The sequence below is a fragment of the Nonomuraea sp. NPDC001699 genome, assembly GCF_053596455.1.
Map to the genome: position 1 here is coordinate 1,121,703 of NZ_JBSFGF010000001.1, position 17,676 is coordinate 1,139,378.

The window sequence follows — 17,676 nt, forward strand, 5'->3', positions numbered from 1 at the left end:
GGATCGGATGGCCCATGACTCGCTCGCCGCCCGCATGATTCGCTTCTGAGCTGCGGAGACATCCGCCCGAACGACCCTTCTCCCACGCCCCCGGCGCTGCGGGCGTGGCCACCCCCCATTCTTTCCTGGCCGCGGGAGCGGCGGTGCCGCCCGGCCCGCACGCGTCGGCTCTGACTGCCGCTGCAAGCTCCACGAGCCCCCGTTCCACCGGCCTGCGCCGAACACCCCCCGAAAAGGCCCGTGTCTCATCTCCACGGGTCCGTGCCGTACGGCTTGCGCTCTCACCCCCCGGTGCAAGCCGTACGGCACGCCAGAAGAACGGAAATCGACAGTGAGATTTCGCGCGATCTTCTTAGCGCTCGCGACCCTCGCACTGAGTCTCCTGGCCCTGCCCGCCCAAGCCGCCGCCGCCACCGCGACCTTCGTCAAGGTCGCCGACTGGGGGTCCGGCTTCGAGGGCAAGGTCACCGTCGTCAACGGCACCACCGCCTCCCTGACCTGGAACGTGCAGTTCGACGTGCCCGCCGGGTTCTCCATCCCGTCCGCCTGGGACGCGGTCATGACCAGGAGCGGCCAGCACTACACGTTCACCGCGCCGAGCTGGGCGGGGCCGCTGGCGGCCGGGGCGAGCACGAGCTTCGGCTTCAACGGCGCCCCGGGGAGCTTCCCCGGCATCACCGGCTGCACGCTGAACGGCTCCTCCTGCGGCGGCTCGACCGTCGAGGTCCCCGGCAAGCCCGGGACGGCCACCGCGACCAGCACGGACACCAGCATCGCCCTCTCCTGGGGCGCCTCCTCCGGCACGGTGACCGGCTACCGCGTCTACGAAGGCAGCGCCGTCAAGGCCACCGTCACCGGCACCACGGCGACGATCTCCGGGCTCGGGACGTGCGAGAACCACACGTACACGGTCAAGGCGTACAACTCGGTGGGCGAGTCGGCCGCCGGTGACGCCGTGACCGCGACCACCACGGGCTGCGGCACCGGCGTGCCCGGCAAGGCCGGCCCGATCACCGTGACCGGCACGTCCCAGACCGGCGCCACGGCCACCTGGCCGGCGGTCGCCGGAGCCACCGGCTACAAGGTCCGCCTCAACGGCTCCCTGGTCGCCACCGTCACCGGCACCTCCTCCACCCTCTCCGGCCTGACCGCCTGCACCGCGTACTCGCTGACGGTCACCGCGACGAACGCGACCGGCGACGGCCCGCCCAGCGACGCCGCCTCCTTCACCACGCCGGGCTGCCCGACGGACCCGCTGCCCAAGCACTTCCTCACCGGCTACTGGCACAACTTCGTCAACGCCGCCACCGAGCTGAAGCTGTCGGCCGTGCCCAACGAGTACGACGTCGTCGCCGTCGCCTTCGGCGAGGCCACCTCCACCGCCGGAGAGGTCGTCTTCTCGGTCGACCCGGGCCTGTCCACCGCGCTCGGCGGCTACACCGACGCCCAGTTCAAGGCCGACGTGCAGGCGCTGCACCAGCGCGGCAAGAAGGTCATCCTGTCGGTCGGCGGCGAGGCCGGCCGCGTCCAGGTCTCCAGCGGCACGGCCGCGACGAAGTTCGCCGACACGGTGTACGCGCTGATGCAGAACTACGGCTTCGACGGCGTGGACATCGACCTGGAGAACGGCCTCAACGCCACCTACATGGGCCAGGCCCTGCGCTCGCTGCGCTCGAAGGCGGGCAGCGGCCTGATCATCATGATGGCCCCGCAGACCATCGACATGCAGTCGACCGGGATGGAGTACTTCAAGCTCGCCCTGAACATCAAGGACATCCTCACGGTCGTCAACATGCAGTACTACAACTCGGGCTCCATGCTCGGCTGCGACCAGGCCGCCGCCTACTCGCAGGGGACGGTCAACTTCATGACCGCCCTGGCCTGCATCCAGCTGGAGAACGGCCTGCGCCCCGACCAGGTGGCGCTGGGCCTGCCGGCCGGGCCCGGCGCCGCGGGTGGCGGCGTCGTCTCGCCCTCCCTCGTCAACCAGGCGCTCGACTGCCTGGCCAAGCGCACCAGTTGCGGATCCTTCGTGCCGCCGCGCGCCTACCCGGACATCCGGGGCGCGATGACCTGGTCCATCAACTGGGACGCCAGCAACAACTGGTCCTTCTCCAAGACCGTCAAGCCGCACCTTCAGGGAATGCCATGAGATTACGTAGCAGGATGATCGCCTCGGTGGCCGGCCTGGCCATCGCCCTCACGGGGGCCGGCCTCGCCACGGGCGTCCCCACCGCCTACAGCGCCGCCGCCCAGCAGCAGCTGGCCGCCGCCTGGGCCCCGTGGACGGCCTACGCCACGGGCGCGTCCGTCACCTACAACGGCGTCGACTACGTGGCCCTCCAGGGCCACACCTCCCAGCCCGGCTGGGAGCCGCCGAACGTGCCCGCGCTGTGGAAGCAGGGCAGCGGCGGCGGCGACCCCACACCGCCCTCGGTGCCCGGCAACCTCCGCTCGACCACCGTCACCTCCACCAGCGCCGGCCTGGCCTGGGACGCCTCCACCGACAACGTCGGCGTGACCGGCTACAACGTCTACCGCGGCGGCACGCAGGTCGGCACCGCGACCGGCACGACGTACACCGACAATGGGCTGACGGCCTCGACCACCTACAGCTACACCGTCCGGGCCCGCGACGCCGCGGGGAACCTGTCCGGCGTCAGCAACGCGCTCAGCGTCACCACCCCCGGCGGCAACGGCGCGCCCGGCCAGCCCGGGACGGTCACGACGACCGTGACCGACACCAGCATCGCGCTGTCGTGGGGCGCCTCCTCCGGCACGGTGACCGGGTACCGCGTCTACGAGGGCGCGACCCAGAAGGCCGACGTCACCGGGACCAGCACGACGATCTCCGGGCTGAGCGCCTGCCAGAGCCACACGTACACGGTCAAGGCGTACAACTCGGTGGGCGAGTCGGCCGGACGTGACGTCTCGGCGACCACGACCGGCTGCCCGACCGGCGGCAAGATGCCCGGCGCCCCCTACCTCTACACCGGCTGGGGCGACCCGCCCTCTCCCACCACGGTGATGAGCGCGACCGGCATCAAGTCGTTCACGATGGCGTTCATCCTGGCCAGCAACGGCTGCAACCCGGCCTGGGACGGGCAGCGCCCGCTGTCCGGCGGCCAGGACGCGCAGGCCATCTCGGCCATCAAGGCGGCCGGCGGCAGCGTGCAGGTCTCCTTCGGCGGCTGGCAGGGCAACAAGCTCGGCCCGAACTGCTCCACGCCTGAGCTGTTCGCCGGCGCGGTCCAGAAGGTCATCAACGCCGTCGGCCCGGCCGTCGTGGACTTCGACATCGAGAACACCGACGAGTTCGAGAACCTGACCGTCCAGGACCGCATCCTGAACGCCCTCAAGATCGTCAAGGCGGCCAACCCGAACGTCAAGATCGCCGTGACCTTCGGCACCGCGACCACCGGCCCGACCTACTACGGCACCCGCCTGATCAACCGCGCCAAGGAGCTGGCGGTGCCGATCGACAACTACACGATCATGCCGTTCGACTTCGGCGGCGGCGCCAACATGTACCAGAACACCGTCAACGCGGCCGAAGGTCTCAAGAACGCCCTGAAGACCGCCCAGGGCTGGACCGACGCGCAGGCGTACGCGCACATGGGCATCTCCGGCATGAACGGCCTGTCGGACCAGCAGGAGCTCACCAACCAGAGCACCTGGACCCAGATCCGCGACTACGCCAACTCCCACGGCCTGACCAGGCTCGCTTTCTGGTCGGTCAACCGCGACCGTCCCTGCCCGGGTGGCGGCGTCGCGGAGAACTGCAGCGGCATCGCCCAGGAGAACTGGGAGTTCACCAAGATCACCGCTGGTTTCTGACCCGCTGAGGCGGCCCGCCACCCCTTCGGTGGCGGGCCGCACCGGCGCGCGGTCCGCACCCCCCGAAAGGACCCGCCATGAGACCCCGCATCAGATTGCGCGGGCCGGCCGCCACGGCCCTGGCCGCGCTGGGGCTCACCGCCCTGCACGCCACCCCGGCCGCCGCCGCGAACATCCTGTCCAACCCCGGCTTCGAGTCCGGCCTGAGCGGCTGGACGTGCCCCGCCGGCGCGCAGGCCGTCACCACCCCCGCACACGGCGGCGCCCAGGCCCTTCAGGCCACCCCGCAGGGCTCCGACCTCGCCCGATGCCAGCAGACCGTGACCGTCAAGCCCGGCACCGCCTACCAGCTCTCCGCCTGGGCCCAGGGCTCCTACGTCTTCCTCGGCGCGACCGGCACCGGCGTCAACGCCAGCACGTGGGGCGCCCCCGGCAACCAGTGGGGCCAGCTCAAGACCTCCTTCACCACCGGCGCGAACACCACCTCCGTGACCGTGTACGTCAACGGCTGGTACGGCCAGAGCGCCTACACCGCCGACGACATCGTCCTCGACGGCCCCGGCGGCCCGCCCGACACCCAGGCGCCGACCGTCCCCGGCGGCGTGGCCGTCGGCGGCCCCACCGGCACCAGCCTCACCGTGACCTGGTCGCCCTCCACCGACGACTCCGGCTCGGTGGCCCGCTACGAGGTCTCCAGGGACGAGGCCGCCCCCGTCACCGTCACCACGACCAGCCACACCGCGACCGGCCTGACCCCGGACACCGCCTACTCCTTCCGCGTCAGGGCCTGCGACGCCGCCGGCAACTGCTCGGCCTACTCGGCCCCGGTCGGCGGCCGCACGTCCAAGGACACCGTCCCGCCCGCCGGCGACATCAGGTACGCGCCCTACATCGACATCACGATGACGAGCCCGTCCCTGGTGAGCGCGGCCGCCGCGACCGGCGTGAAGAACTACACGCTGGCCTTCGTCCTCGGCGACAGCAGCGGCTGCAACCCGGCCTGGGGCGGCACGATCCCGCTCGCCGACACCCGGATCCTCAACGACGTCAAGGCACTCCAGGCCCAGGGCGGCCAGGTGGTCGTGGCCAGCGGCGGCGCGGTCGGACCGTACCTGGAGCACGCCTGCGGCACCTCGGCGGCGCTGCTGGCCGCCTACAAGAAGGTGCTCGACACCGTCGGCACCAACCACCTGGACGTCGACGTCGAGGCGAGCATCGACGCGAGCAAGGTCAACACCGCGCTCAAGCAGCTCCAGACCGAACGCGGCACGGTGATCAGCTACACGCTGCGCGTGCAGGGCCAGGACTACGGCGTGGACCCGTTCTCGCTGCAGATCCTCCAGGACGCCGCCGCCAAGGGCCTCGACGTGATCGTCAACCCGATGCTGATGAACTTCGGCTACACCGGCAACTGGGGCGACGCGATGACCGCCGCCGCCCAGGCCACGCTCGGCCAGATGAAGGGCGTCTGGCCCGCCAAGAGCGACGCCCAGCTCAGGCGCGCGCTCGGCGTCACCCCCATGATCGGCAAGAACGACACCGGCATGACCACCACCCAGGCCGACGCCCGCAAGCTCCTGACCTGGGCCAACAGCAACCACATCGGATTCGTCGGCTTCTGGTCCGCCGCCCGCGACAACGGCGGCTGCCCCAACGGCCAGGTCTCCCCGACCTGCAGCGGGACCTCCCAGTCGCCCTACGAGTTCACGAACATCTTCAAGGGGTTCACCGGATGAGCGGCATCTTCAGGTGGCGCACCGCCGTGGCGGCGGTCGCGCTCGCCCTCGGCACGGCGGGACTGACCGCCACTCCCGCCCTGGCGGCCAACATCGCCGTCAATCCCGGTTTCGAGGACGGGCTGACCGGCTGGACCTGCAGCGCCTCCTCCGGCGCCGCCGCCGTCACCTCGCCCGTCCACGGCGGGACGAAGGCCCTGCGGGCCACCCCGGCGGGCGCCGACCTCGCCCGCTGCCAGCAGCAGATCAAGGTGCAGCCGTCGTCGTCGTACACGCTGTCGGCCTGGGTGCAGGGCGGCTACGTCTTCCTCGGCGCGACCGGCACCGGCGGCACCGACCCCCAGACCTGGGGCTCGCCCGGCTCGGCCTGGACGCAGCTGCGCACCACGTTCACCACCGGCGCCACCACCACGTCGGTGACCATCTACCTCAACTCCTGGTACGGCCAGAGCGCCTACGTCGCCGACGACGTCGTCCTGGACGGCGCACCCGGCGGCGGCGGAGGCGGAGACACCCAGGCACCCACCGTCCCCGGCAACCTGACCGTCGGCGGCGCGACGAGCAGCACGCTCACCGCCACCTGGTCGGCCTCCACCGACAACGTCGGCGTGGACCGGTACGAGGTCTCCCGCGACGGCGGCTCACCGGTCGCCGCGACCGGCACCAGCCACACCGCCACCGGCCTCAGCGCCTCCACCGCCTACCGCTTCAAGGTCCGGGCCTGCGACGCGGCCGGCAACTGCTCGGCCTACACCCCCGAGGCCACCGGCACCACCACGACCGGCGGCGGCGGGGGCGGCGGCCTGCCCAAGCGCGTCATGGTCGGCTACCTGCACGCCTCCTTCGCCAACGGCTCCGGCTACATCCGCATGGCCGACGTCCCCGCCGAGTGGGACGTCATCAACCTGGCCTTCGGCGAGCCCACCTCGGTGACCTCCGGCGACATCCGCTTCCGCCAGTGCCCGGTCGCCGAGTGCCCGAACGTCGAGCCCGAGGCCGACTTCGTCGCCGCCATCAAGGCCAAGCAGGCCCAGGGCAAGAAGGTGCTCATCTCCATCGGCGGCCAGAACGGCCAGGTGCAGCTCACCACCACGGCCGCCAGGGACAAGTTCGTCGAGTCGGTCGCGGCCATCATCGACAGGTACGGCCTCGACGGCCTCGACGTCGACTTCGAGGGCCACTCCCTCTACCTCAACCAGGGCGACACGAACCTGGCCAACCCCACCACGCCCGTCGTCGTCAACCTGATCTCCGCGCTGCGCTCGCTCAAGAGCCGCTACGGCGCCAAGTTCGTGCTCACCATGGCGCCCGAGACGTTCTTCGTGCAGCTCGGCTACCAGTTCTACGGCCCCGGCCCGAACGGCTCGGCCGACAGCAGGGCCGCCTCCTACCTGCCGGTCATCCACGCCCTGCGCGACGACCTCACCCTGCTGCACGTGCAGGACTACAACTCCGGCCCGATCACCGGCCTGGACAACCAGTACCACACGATGGGCGGCGCCGACTTCCACGTCGCCATGACGGACATGCTGCTGGCCGGCTTCCCGGTCATGGGCAACGCCGGCAACGTGTTCCCGCCGCTGCGCCAGGACCAGGTGGCCATCGGACTGCCCGCCTCGCCCAACGCGGGCAACGGGTTCACCACCGTCGCCGAGGTCCAGAAGGCGTTCGACTGCCTGGCCAAGGGCAGCAACTGCGGCTCCTACCGGCCACGCGGGGTCTACCCGAACCTGCGCGGCCTGATGACCTGGTCGATCAACTGGGACAGGTACAACGCCTTCGAGTTCTCACGGAACCACCGGGCCTACCTCAACGGCCTGTGAACGGCCGGACGAGCTGGGTGGGCTTGAGCGGCACCCCCAACCCCGGCGGACGGTAGGTCGGCAGCGCCTCGCCGTACTCGTGCATCCAGGCGTGGTCGACCAGCAGGCGCATGCGCCCGTCCGCCGGCGTGCCGTCCGGGTCCGCCCGGGACGTCCGCCCGGCCAGCCTGGTGACCGCCTCGGCCACCAGGCCCGCGTCCGGCGGCGCCAGGTCGCACTGCTCGTCGGGGCCGATGAGCAGGTCGACCTCCGGCGGCAGCGGGTAGATCGGCCGGGGGATGGCCAGCACGCGCGGCGAAGGGGCCATCGGCCACCCGTCGCGCACCGCCTCCAGCAGCACCGAACGCGACGTGCGGCGCGCGAACAGGCCCTCGCACAGAGCCCAGCTCAGCGCGCCCACGTCCGCGCGGTCCTCGCCGCAGGCGTGCAGGCACAGGTACGGCACCAGCGGGATCCCCGCCCCGCCCGCCGGCTGCGCCCACCCGCTGCCGCACCCGGTCAGCACCAGCAGCGCCAGCATCGCCCGGTAGGCGGTGTCGGCGTGCGGCGTCTCCAGCCGTCCCGGCACGATCATGCACCGCCCGCCGGTCTTCTCCGCCGTCACGCCCAGCTCCCGCGCCGTCTTCACGGTCCGCGAGGCGGCCACCCCGGTGTAGATCTCCTGCCAGCCCGGCGTGTACGGCTCCCGGTCCCCGTACCCCTGCGGCCACACCCCCGGCAGCCCGTCCCGCGCCACGCCGTAGGCGGCCAGCAGCAGGTCGAACACCGTGGTCACCAGCTCGCCGCCGTCCCGGACGACCGGCACGCCGCGCCGCAGCACGCCCGGCCCGAAGTCGAAGCGCGGCAGCAGCACCTGCACCGCCTCGCCGCCGTACAGGCTGAGCCGGTCGCAGGCCCGGCCGAGCAGCCCGCCCGGCACGTACGCGTCCTCACGCTCCCGCAGCCGCACCAGGAACGGCAGGTCCGTGTGCTCCATCGCGTGCGCGGCGAACGGCGGCCGGTCGAGGAAGAACTCCTTCAGCAGCACGTGTCCCATCGCCATGGCCAGCGCGCCGTCCGTGCCCGGCCGCACGACCAGCGTCTCGTCCGACAGCCGGGTCGGATGGGTGCCGATCGCCACCACCTTCTGGCCCTTGTACCGCCCGGCGATCACCCAGGGCGTGTCCGCCGTCCGGGCCAGCCGGTTGTTCTCGCCCCACAGCAGCACGTACGCCGCCCGCGCCCAGTCCTCGGCCCCCGGCCCCGTGAACCGCGGCCCGAGCACCTGCTCCGACGCGCACGGATGCTCGGTCAGCAGCGCGCCGCCCAGCCCGTCCACCAGCCCGGCCAGCGGCGACGTGGCCAGCGCCGCCACCCGGTCCGCGCCGTGCTCGGACGCGGTGTGCACGATCGCCGCCGCCGCCAGCTCGGCCGCCGTGGCGTCGTCCAGCGGGACGCGCCGTTCGCCACGCCGGGCGCGGTAGACCTGAGAGTTCCCTGTGAGTTTCGCCCAGGCCGCGACCGGGTCACGGACCCCGTCCCTCACCTCGAAATAGAGCCTGACCAGTGCCTGGTTGACCTGCGATCCCCCCATGGAAAAAGTTCAACACAGACAGTCATGTTCTATCGCGTTACGTGTCCGCATGTCGGGGATAAGAATTGGAAGCCCTGGTGGCGGCACTCAGATTGTTACGGCAGGCTAGGGGCCGCCATGGATTACGCAGTTCTCACGGGGATAGTCCTCGTCGCCGGTGTCGTGTTCGCCCTCGTCGCGCAGTGGCGCGACTGGAGACCGCCCCTCTGGGCCGCCGTCCTCGTCGGCATCGCCGTCCGGGTGCTGATCATGTACACCTCCGCGATCGACTCATGGCAACCCGTCGACTTCATGGAGAGCTTCAAGCCCGCCGGCGAGGCGGTGCTCCAGGGCAAGGACCCGGTCCTGGCCAGCGAGGGCGGCTGGCACTTCCTGCCGACCATCCCCTACGTCTACGGCATCCTGCTGTGGCTCGGCATCCCCTGGGAGTACGCCGGCCGCCTGGTCACCGTGGTCGCCGACATCGTGCTGATCCCGCTGGTCGCCAAGCTGGCCGGCGGCCCCAAGGCGTCCCTGCGGGCCCTCCAGTACGCGCTCAACCCGCTGGCCCTGCTCATCGCCAGCGTCCACGGCCAGGTCGAGCCGGTCGCGCTCGTGTTCGGCGTGGCCGCGTTCGTGGTCGCCCGCGGCCCCGGCGCCCCCGACCGTCCCGGCCTCACCACCGACGTCGTCGCCAGGGTGCGCCAGGGCGTGGCCGCCTACGGCGTCGGCACCTCGGTGCGCAGGGTGCTCGGCCGCGGCGGCATGCTGCGCCGCGCCCTCATGCCCGGCTCCGGCGACCGGGCCGACCTGCGGCGCGCCCTGCTGGCCGGGCTGCTGATGGGCCTCGCGCTGTGCGCCAAGAGCTGGCCGATCTGGCTGATCCCCGGCATGCTGCTGCTCCTGCCCCACCTGCGGGCCAGGATCGCCGCGCTCGTCGTCACCGGCCTGGTCCCGGTGTTCTTCCTGGTCACCTCGCCGATCTTCGCGGGCACCACGCTCGACCAGATCCCCGCAGTCATCCGTACGATCCAGGACATCCGCCCGATCGTCGGCGAATGGGGCTACACGCCGTGGTTCACCGGCGGCGACTGGGCCCTGATGCCGGAGCTGGCCTCGTTCGGCACGAAGCTCATCTACGGCAGCGTCATCGTCGTCCTGCTGCTGTGGCGGCGAGCCGACCCGATCGACCTGACCACGGCCATCCTGCTCGTCTTCATGGTCATGACGCCCCGCCTCGGCGCCCAGTACCTGCTGTGGTTCATGCCGTTCATGGTGGCCAGGCCGACCAGGTGGGCCTGGCCGGCCATCGTCGGCGTCTCCTTCTGGGCCGCCTACGGCTACCTGTACATGACGCAGTTCGGCACCAACGACTGGTGGTTCCTCCACCGCGACTGGTCGCGGGCCTCCATCGTGCTGCTGCCGGTGCTGCTGCTGGCCATGCCCTGGAACCGTCGTGTGTCGACGGCCCAGGACAGGGTCGCCGCCGTCCCGCCGAGGATCACCTCAACGGCGGTTTAGCCGCCGCCACACGGCCACCCACTGGTCCGGGTGCACGTGGCCCACGACGGCGTCGCGGGCCACGCCCGCCTCGCCGAGCGCCGCGTCCACCCCTCGGTGGCGCGTACGCAGGGAGGCGCGCACCGAGCCGCCGACCCCGCCGAAGCCCAGCTCCACCAGCTCCAGGTAGCCGGCACGATCGCTCACCAGCGGCTCGGGCCGCCGCTGCACGCGCAGGATCGCCGAGTCCACCGACGGCACGGGACGGAAGCTCTCCCTGCCGATCGTGTCGCCGAGCCGCCAGTCGAACCACGGCCACGACGACACCGTGACCAGGCTCCACCGGCCGTAGTCGCCGGTGCGCTTGCGCGCGTACTCCCGCTGCGTGAGCAACGTCGCCGAGGTCAGCTCCCGCGCCCGCAGGCACCAGTCGACGATCCTCGACGTGATCGAGTACGGGATGTTGCCCACGACCGCGAACGGCTCACGCGGCGCCCGCGCGGCCGTGAAGTCACCCCTGACCACCTCGATCCGGGGATTGTCGCGCGTGAGCGAGGCCAGCCGCCCGGCGAGCCGGGGGTCGAGCTCGTACCCGATCACGTGCGCCCCGGCCTCGGCCAGCGCCAGCGTGAGCGCGCCCGGCCCCGAGCCGGGTTCGAGCACCAGCCCCTCGGGCGCCGCCGCCTTGACCATCAGGTCCACGGCGTGCCGGTCGGCCAGGAAGTTCTGCGAGAGCTCACGCCTGAGCCGGTCGGTGGGCGTGCGACCGGCGCCCCCGCCGTTCCTGACGTTCTTCTGGGTGTGTGAATAGTTTCCGTGCGCGAAGTTCTGCGCCACAGCACTGCCCTTTCGGGTCCTCGAGATGAACAGGTCTCGAAGGGCCCTGGGCGCGCCGGCGGACGCGCGGTGTCAGTCGTCCGCTAGCGGGCCAGAGCCCGGCCGTGGCGGATGCGGATGAACACGGTGCAGAACGCCGTGCAGAACGTGGAATGCATGGCGCCGACAGTAGGCCGGTCCGCGCCACCAGGGCAAACGAATAAATGTGATGCGGCGCCGCGCCCGGTTCGTCACCCTGGGACGCATGCAGGCAACGGTCACGGTCACCCCGGCGCAGCTCCCGGAGGTGCTGCTGCACGTCGCCGTCGTCCGTCCCGTCTTCCTGTGGGGCGCCCCCGGCATCGGCAAGAGCTCGCTGGTACGCGAGTTCGCCGCCTCGCTCGGCCTGGATTGCGTGACCCTGCTCGGCACCCAGCTCGCCCCCGAGGACCTGATCGGCGTGCCCGAGCTGGTCGGCGGGCGCAGCCGGTTCGCGCCCCCGGAGTCGATCGCCCGCGACGAGCCCTACTGCCTGTTCCTCGACGAGCTCAACGCCTCCGCGCCCGAGGTGCAGAAGGCGTTCTACTCGCTGATCCTCGACCACCGCATCGGCGCGTACGAGCTGCCCCCCGGCTCGGTCGTGATCGGCGCCGGCAACCGGGCCACCGACAACGCGCTGGCCCGCCCGATGGCCTCGGCCCTGATCAACCGCCTCGTCCACGTGCACCTGCGCGCCTCGGCCGACGACTGGCTGAAGTGGGCGGCGGACGCCGGCATCCACCCGTGGATCGTCGACCACCTCGTCCAGCGCCCCGACCACCTGTGGAGCCCGCCGCCCAAGACCGAGGAGCCGTTCTCCTCGCCGCGCGCCTGGCACATGCTCTCCGACGTGCTCACCTCCTACGGCGACGACGTCGGCGACGACATGATCGCGATGCTCGCCTTCGGCACCCTCACCACCGCCCACGCCTCGGCCTTCCGCGCCTACGTCAAGACCGTCCGGCACGCCTACGACCTCGACGCCGTGCTCAAGGGCGAGGCGCCCTGGCCGCGCCGCCCCGAGGAGCGCGACCTGCTCTACTTCCTGGCCGAGACCTTCCGCGCCCGCCTGATCAAGGAGCTGCCCGCCGACAAGCGCGGCGCCTCCGCCCGCGGCCGCGACCTGGGCTTCCGCGCCAAGACGCTGCTCGTCGAGCTGGCCGAGATCTCCCTCGAATGCGCCCAGCTCGTCATCGCCAACGACGCGGACGGCGCGCCCGCGCTGCCCACCTGGTTCCTCGTCGAGATCGGCAGGGACGTGCCCCGGCTCATGGCGGCCCGCTCGTGAGCCGCCACAAGCCCAAGGTCGACCCCTGGCGGGCCGAGGTCATGAACGGCTGGGCCGCCGTCAAGCGCCACCCGATGTTCGCCGGCTTCCGCAACACCCTGCTGGAGGACGCCGACTGCCGGCTGTCACCCGAGACGTGGGCGGTCGTCGGCGACGACGGCGACGTCACCTTCCACTCCAAGCGCCGCGCCCCCGCCGAGGAGTGGGCGTGGGTCTTCGCCCACCTGCTGCTCCACCTGGGCTTCGGCCACGCCGACCCGCGCGTCTGCGCGCCCAAGGACGTCGACGGCCACCTGCCCGAGCCCGCTTACCACGCCGCCTGCTGCGTGGCGGTCGATCGTTTCCTCCGCACGGTCAAGATCGGACGTTGCCCCGCGCCGCTGCCCGACGAGCTGCCCGAGGAGGACGAGGTCACGCTGTCCGAACGATGGCGCAGGATCGGCGTCCCGCCCCGCTTCCAGCCGCTCGGCCTGCCCGACTTCCACGTCGGCACCGAGGAGGACGCCGCGCACTTCGACTTCCAGCGCGCGTTCGCGATCGGCATCGCCTGGTCCGCCACGTCCGCGCTCGACCGCGTGGGCGCGCCGCGCACCCCCGCCGAAGGCCACGTCAAGGGTCCCTGGGACAACGCGCTGCGCTGGTTCATGTCGTCGTACCCGCTGCTCGGCGCGCTGGCCGCGGGCATGAAGATCGTCTCGGACGCCGAGTTGGCCAGGGCCTGGGACATCGCGATCGCCGCGGTCAGCGCCGAGGCGGGCGAGATCTACGTCAACCCGCTGGCCGCGCACACCGAGCACGAATGGCGTTTCGTGCTGGCCCACGAGATGCTGCACGCCGCCCTGCGGCACGGCGAACGGGTCGGCATGCGCGACCCGTACCTGTGGAACGTCGCCTGCGACTACGTGATCAATGGCTGGCTGGTCGAGATGGGCGTCGGCGAGATGCCCGAAGGGCTGCTGTTCGACCAGTCGCTCGGCGCGATGTCCGCCGAGGCCGTCTACGACCGGATCGCCGGAGACCTGCGGCGCATGCGCAAGCTGGCCACCCTGCGCGGCCAGGGCGCCGGCGACGTGCTCGACCGCCCGCCCCGCCAGGCCCACGACTACGTCGACCTCGACGACTACTACCGCAACGCCCTGTCCACCGGCCTGGCCTACCACCACTCCGGCGGACGCGGCCTGCTGCCCGCCGGGCTCGAACAGGAGATCCGCGCGCTCGACCAGCCGCCCCTGCCCTGGGACGCCCAGCTCGCCCGCTGGTTCGACGAGCACTTCCAGCCCGAGGAGACGCGCCGCTCGTACGCCCGTGCCTCCCGCCGCCAGGCCTCCAGCCCCGGCATCCCGCGCCCCGGCCGGGTACGGCCCGAGGAGGTCGTAAGGAAGAAGACGTTCGGCGTCGTGCTCGACACCTCCGGCTCCATGGACGTCAGGCTGCTCGGCAAGGCGCTCGGCGCCATCGCCTCCTACGCCGCCGCCCGCGACGTGCCGCGGGCCAGGGTCGTGTTCTGCGACGCCATGGCCTACGACGCCGGCTACCTGCCGGTCGAGGAGATCGCCGGCCGGGTCAGGGTACGCGGCCGGGGCGGCACGATCCTCCAGCCCGGCGTCAAGCTGCTCGAACGCGCCGACGACTTCCCGCCGGACGGCCCGATCCTGCTGATCACCGACGGCCAGTGCGACGTGCTGCGCATCCGCCGCGAGCACGCCTTCCTCGTGCCGCAGGGCGCGCCGCTGCCCTTCCGGCCGCGCGGCCCGGTCTTCCACATGAAGTGACCCCGGTGTGTCCGATTCCTACAAGAGCCCGTCCCGCCCGGTCGGGTAGCTTCGCCAAGGCAAGCGCCCAACGACGGAGGACGACATGGACACACTTGACCGGGCAGCACACTTCCTCCGCCTGCACGGCAGGCTGATCGACCGGCTGCGGTTCGAGGCCCTGTTCGCCTCCGGCTCCCGCGACCGCGTGCTCGACGCCCTGCGCTGCCACCAGAACGCCGACGGCGGCTTCGGCAACGCCCTTGAGCCCGACCTGCGCGGCGCCGGCAGCCAGCCGCAGCCGGTCGAGGTCGCCTTCTGGATCCTCGACGAGCTCGACGCCTTCGACTCCCCGATGGTCGCCGCCGCCTGCGACTACCTGGTCGGCATCACGGCCGCCGGGGGAGGGGTGCCGTTCGTGCTGCCGTCCGTCCGCGACACGCCGCGCGCGCCCTGGTGGCAGACCGACGACGACCCGCCCGGCAACCTCAACCCCACCGCCGCGCTCGCCGGGCTCCTGCACAAGCACGGCGTCACCCACCCCTGGCTCGGGCCCGCGACCGACTTCTGCTGGTCACGCATCGCCACGCTCACGCAGACCACCTCGTACGAGGCCCGCGCCCTCCTCGTGTTCCTCGAACACGTCCCCGACCGGGAACGGGCGCTGGCCGAGTTCGCCCGCCTGCGCGAGGCCGTCCTGGCCACGGTCACCTTCGACACCCACGCCGACGGCGCGGTGCACTATCCGCTCGACCTCGCCCCCACGCCGTCGGCCCTGCCCCTCTTCGACGCCGCCGTCCTCGACGTCCACCTCGACGCCCTGGCCGACGGGCAGGACGAGGAAGGCGGCTGGTACCCGAACTGGGCCGTCTGGACCCCGATCGTGGCGCACGAATGGGCGGGCTACCTGACCGTCCAGCACCTGAAGACCCTGCGCGCGTACGGCCGCCTGCCCGCCTGAACCGGTTCTGTCGGTGGCGTCGCATACGTTGGACGCATGTACGCGGAACGACACCCAGGCGACGACCTCGCCGGCCGTGTCGTGTGCGTGTGGCAGCAGGTCAGCGAGGGCGACACCACGCAACTCGTGGTGCCCGACGCCTGCGTCGACCTCATCTGGGGTCCCGGCGGCCTCTTCGTGGCCGGCCCCGACACCGGGCCGGTGCCGACCCCTATGGCGGCGGGTGACACCTTCGTCGGAGTCCGCTTCCGGCCGGGCGCGGTGGGGGCCGTCTTCGGCGTCCCGGTCCACGAGCTCCTCGACCGCCGCGTCCCCCTGCCCGACCTCCCCGCCCTCACCGTCCTGACCGACCCGACCCTCGCCCAGCCCTTCGCGTCGGATCCGGCCTTCGCACCTGAGTCGGCTCTCGCACCGGGCCCGGCGCTCGCGTCCGTTGGAACGGGGCTCGCGCCTGGCGGCGCGGCCTTCGAGCCCGCCGGGGCCGCCTCCCGCCGGGAGGGTGCGCCGACCGCCTCGTGGAGGGCCCGTACCGATACCGACCCCGCCGGCATGGCGGCGCGCCTGGCCGCCATGCGCGCCGCCGTCGCGGCCCGCCTGCGCGAGGCCCCTGACCCCGACCCGGCCGCGCCCGCCATCGCGAGGGCGCTGCGCATGGGCCGCAGCGTGCGCGACGTCGCCTGGACCCTCGGCCTCAGCGAACGCCAGCTCCACCGCCGCAGCGTCGCCTCCTTCGGCTACTCGCCCAAGACCCTCCAGCGCATCGTCCGCTTCCAGCGCGCGCTCACCCTGGCCCGCGCGGGCGTGCCACCGGCGGAGGTGGCGGTCCGCGCCGGCTACGCCGACCAGGCCCACCTGTCCCACGACGTGAAGCGGCTGAGCGGCGTCCCGCTGGGCCGCCTGGTCTCACCCGTTCGGCATCTTCCCTGACACCAGCGCCTGCGCCCACTTCGCGCTCGGATCGCTGTCGATCAGCAACGCCCGCGTCAGAAGACTGAGCGGAATCGCCAGGATCGCGCCGAGAGGCCCCAGCATGAACGTCCACACGATCAGCGACAGGAACGTCATCGTGGTCGAGAGCCCCACCGCGTCCCCCAGGAACTTGGGCATGATGAACGACTGCGTGACCACGTTGATGACGATGTACGCCACGACGACCAGCACCATCGTCTTCACACCGCCGTGCAGGAGCGCCAGCAGCGCGGGTGGCAGCAGCCCGATGACGAACCCGATGTTCGGGATGTAGTTCGCGATCAACGCCAGCACCCCCCACAACAGCGGCAACGGCACGTCCAGCAACGACAGCACGATGACGTCGAGAACGGCGTCGATCAGCCCGAACACGGTCGAGACGATGAGATACCGCCGCGTCTTGTGCGCGAACGTCGCCAGCGCCGTCACCAGTTGCGGCCTGTTCCCCTCCCCGGTGGTGAGGATCCGCGCCGTCGCCGGTGCGTCGAGGCACATCGCCAGCAGCAGCACCACGATGAGGAACAGACTCGACAGCACGCCGATCAGGCTGCCGAGCAGGCTCTGCGCCAGCCCCAGCATCCTGCCGGGATCGAGCGCCCGCACCGCCCGGCCCAGCACGTCGTTGCCCAGACCGTGCGTGCCGGCCCAGTGCTCCGACGCGGCCAGCAGCTCCTCGAACTGCTTGGCGTACGTCGGCAGCAGTGACGCGAGCTGGGTGGCGGAGATCGTCAGGATGCCCACCATGCCGAGCAGCACCAGCACCACGATCAGGAACGGCACTGCCACCTGGACCCAAATGGGCGCCCGCCGGGCCGCCAGCCAACTGCGGACCGGGGCGACGGCGATGACCAGCACGAGCGCCAGCACGACAGGCCCGACGATGGAATTGATCTCGCGAAGTCCGAAAAGGGCGATCACCGCGCCGGCGATGCCCACCAGGAGGATGAGTGCTCTCGGCACGGCTTGATCTCGCACGCCGGAATACCTACCCACCATGCCTTGTCGATGAGGGGCGGGCCGCCGATTTGACGGTTCCGGGAGCCGTACATAGAGTTCACCAGTCCCACGAGGACGGCGTTGATCGTCGGCCTCACTCGGGGGCCACCTCCAGACACTGCCACTCCGGCGGACGTCCGCGTCCACGGAAGGTCGATTCGACAAGAATCGGGCCTGGGAGTAAGTTAGAGGGGTTGTCCCGGAAACGGGGCGCGACTTAATTACCGCAGGTCGAGCAAGTCCGGTCAATTTGACAGAGACTTGAACGGCTGAAAGAATTAAGACACAACGAAAGAACGCAAGACGAAATGAACGCCTCTGAACGAGGATCCGGGAACGGGTTCTGGTGAGGAAGTACGCGTCCGTTTCTTGAGAACTCAACAGTGTGTTAAAAGCCAGTGCATGAAA

At 71.5% G+C, this 17,676-nt stretch carries 12 protein-coding genes; 9 read left to right on the plus strand and 3 right to left on the minus strand.

Going from position 1 to position 17,676, the window contains the following annotated elements:
- Positions 1–331: 331 nt before the first annotated feature.
- From ACWCSU_RS05370 to ACWCSU_RS05385, 4 genes are all read left to right on the plus strand, one after another.
- Complete coding sequence (locus ACWCSU_RS05370; RefSeq protein WP_449933688.1) at positions 332–2,152, plus strand: cellulose binding domain-containing protein; 1,821 nt, start codon at positions 332–334, stop codon at positions 2,150–2,152.
- Positions 2,149–3,837, plus strand: a complete 1,689-nt coding sequence (locus tag ACWCSU_RS05375) for a fibronectin type III domain-containing protein (RefSeq protein ID WP_357707216.1) — start codon at positions 2,149–2,151, stop codon at positions 3,835–3,837. Before ACWCSU_RS05370 ends, ACWCSU_RS05375 begins: the two co-directional genes overlap by 4 nt.
- 77 nt (positions 3,838–3,914) lie before the next feature.
- Positions 3,915–5,573, plus strand: coding sequence for a carbohydrate binding domain-containing protein (locus tag ACWCSU_RS05380; protein WP_449933691.1), 1,659 nt, complete (start codon positions 3,915–3,917; stop codon positions 5,571–5,573).
- Complete coding sequence (locus ACWCSU_RS05385) at positions 5,570–7,396, plus strand: chitinase (protein ID WP_449933693.1); 1,827 nt, start codon at positions 5,570–5,572, stop codon at positions 7,394–7,396. Before ACWCSU_RS05380 ends, ACWCSU_RS05385 begins: the two co-directional genes overlap by 4 nt.
- Here ACWCSU_RS05385 and ACWCSU_RS05390 read toward each other — a convergent pair.
- Positions 7,383–8,969 (minus strand): molybdopterin-dependent oxidoreductase, encoded by a 1,587-nt coding sequence (locus ACWCSU_RS05390; RefSeq protein WP_357707221.1) that lies wholly within the window; start codon positions 8,967–8,969, stop codon positions 7,383–7,385. The two genes, ACWCSU_RS05385 and ACWCSU_RS05390, sit on opposite strands and share 14 nt — an antisense overlap.
- 117 nt (positions 8,970–9,086) lie before the next feature.
- Between ACWCSU_RS05390 and ACWCSU_RS05395 the strand changes: the two genes are divergently transcribed.
- A complete protein-coding gene (locus ACWCSU_RS05395) occupies positions 9,087–10,469 on the plus strand; it encodes a hypothetical protein (RefSeq protein ID WP_449933695.1) in 1,383 nt (460 codons plus the stop codon).
- On the opposite strand, the gene erm is transcribed toward ACWCSU_RS05395, so the two are convergent.
- Positions 10,455–11,285, minus strand: a complete 831-nt coding sequence (gene erm / locus ACWCSU_RS05400; protein ID WP_357707225.1) for an ErmE/ErmH/ErmO/ErmR family 23S rRNA (adenine(2058)-N(6))-methyltransferase — start codon at positions 11,283–11,285, stop codon at positions 10,455–10,457. The genes ACWCSU_RS05395 and erm overlap by 15 nt on opposite strands.
- Positions 11,286–11,529: 244 nt before the next feature.
- Here erm and ACWCSU_RS05405 point away from each other — a divergent pair, with 244 nt between their 5' ends.
- The 4 genes from ACWCSU_RS05405 (at position 11,530) to ACWCSU_RS05420 (ending at position 16,230) form a co-directional block, all read left to right on the plus strand.
- Complete coding sequence (locus tag ACWCSU_RS05405) at positions 11,530–12,591, plus strand: ATP-binding protein (protein WP_449933697.1); 1,062 nt, start codon at positions 11,530–11,532, stop codon at positions 12,589–12,591.
- Positions 12,588–14,363 (plus strand): vWA domain-containing protein, encoded by a 1,776-nt coding sequence (locus ACWCSU_RS05410; RefSeq protein WP_357707228.1) that lies wholly within the window; start codon positions 12,588–12,590, stop codon positions 14,361–14,363. The genes ACWCSU_RS05405 and ACWCSU_RS05410 overlap by 4 nt, the downstream gene beginning before the upstream one ends.
- Positions 14,364–14,448: 85 nt before the next feature.
- Positions 14,449–15,303 (plus strand): hypothetical protein, encoded by an 855-nt coding sequence (locus ACWCSU_RS05415; protein ID WP_449933700.1) that lies wholly within the window; start codon positions 14,449–14,451, stop codon positions 15,301–15,303.
- Positions 15,304–15,339: 36 nt separating this feature from the next.
- Positions 15,340–16,230 carry a DUF6597 domain-containing transcriptional factor gene (locus ACWCSU_RS05420; RefSeq protein WP_449933702.1) on the plus strand — a complete coding sequence of 297 codons (891 nt, stop codon included), beginning with the start codon at positions 15,340–15,342 and terminating at the stop codon, positions 16,228–16,230.
- Here the strand turns inward: ACWCSU_RS05420 and ACWCSU_RS05425 are convergent.
- Entirely contained in the window at positions 16,207–17,232 is a 1,026-nt protein-coding gene (locus tag ACWCSU_RS05425; RefSeq protein WP_357707233.1) for an AI-2E family transporter, read from the minus strand. The genes ACWCSU_RS05420 and ACWCSU_RS05425 overlap by 24 nt on opposite strands.
- Positions 17,233–17,676: the final 444 nt, after the last annotated feature.

Excerpts from the sequence above, each read along its gene's own strand:
- ACWCSU_RS05390 (WP_357707221.1), bottom strand. The coding sequence starts at position 8,969 with ATGGGGGGATCGCAGGTCAACCAGGCACTGGTCAGGCTCTATTTCGAG.
- ACWCSU_RS05380 (WP_449933691.1), top strand. The coding sequence starts at position 3,915 with ATGAGACCCCGCATCAGATTGCGCGGGCCGGCCGCCACGGCCCTGGCC.
- ACWCSU_RS05415 (WP_449933700.1), top strand. The coding sequence starts at position 14,449 with ATGGACACACTTGACCGGGCAGCACACTTCCTCCGCCTGCACGGCAGG.
- ACWCSU_RS05375 (WP_357707216.1), top strand. The coding sequence starts at position 2,149 with ATGAGATTACGTAGCAGGATGATCGCCTCGGTGGCCGGCCTGGCCATC.
- ACWCSU_RS05420 (WP_449933702.1), top strand. The coding sequence starts at position 15,340 with ATGTACGCGGAACGACACCCAGGCGACGACCTCGCCGGCCGTGTCGTG.
- ACWCSU_RS05405 (WP_449933697.1), top strand. The coding sequence starts at position 11,530 with ATGCAGGCAACGGTCACGGTCACCCCGGCGCAGCTCCCGGAGGTGCTG.
- ACWCSU_RS05395 (WP_449933695.1), top strand. The coding sequence starts at position 9,087 with ATGGATTACGCAGTTCTCACGGGGATAGTCCTCGTCGCCGGTGTCGTG.
- ACWCSU_RS05385 (WP_449933693.1), top strand. The coding sequence starts at position 5,570 with ATGAGCGGCATCTTCAGGTGGCGCACCGCCGTGGCGGCGGTCGCGCTC.